This is a genomic window from Acidiphilium sp. JA12-A1, from assembly GCF_000724705.2.
Taxonomy (GTDB): domain Bacteria; phylum Pseudomonadota; class Alphaproteobacteria; order Acetobacterales; family Acetobacteraceae; genus Acidiphilium; species Acidiphilium multivorum.
On record NZ_JFHO01000166.1, the window covers coordinates 1 to 401 of the forward strand.

The 401-nt window shown below is 77.8% G+C and carries 1 pseudogene; it reads left to right on the forward strand.

The features are described 5' to 3' along the window. Positions 1 to 401 (forward strand): annotated as a pseudogene (locus RT91_RS18935) (Ni Fe-hydrogenase III large subunit); the annotation flags it as partial.

Below are 401 nucleotides of genomic sequence, written 5' to 3' on the forward strand. Positions count from 1 at the left end.
CGCCGGCGATGCCGTGGTCGCGCACGCGCTCGCCTTCGCCCGCGCGGCCGAGGCGGCGGGCGACGGTGCCGCCCCGCCCCGCGCCGCGGCGTTGCGCGCCGCGATGCTGGAGATCGAGCAGGTGACGGCGCATCTGCTCGCGCTGGCGGGGACGCTGGACATCGCCGGTCATGCCGGCCTTGCCGCGCGGCTGGGCCGGGCGCGGGACGATATCGCCGCCGCCGTCGCGGTGCTGTTCGGCCACCGGCTGATGATGGATGTCGTCATTCCCGGCGGGATCGATGTCGATGCCCGGATGGAGGCGCTGCCGGCGCTGGCCTCGGCCCTGAACGATGCGGCGGCGGCGGCGCGGCGGATCGGCGGGTTCGGGGTGCGCCACGCCCTCGGGCCGGCTTCGGCGC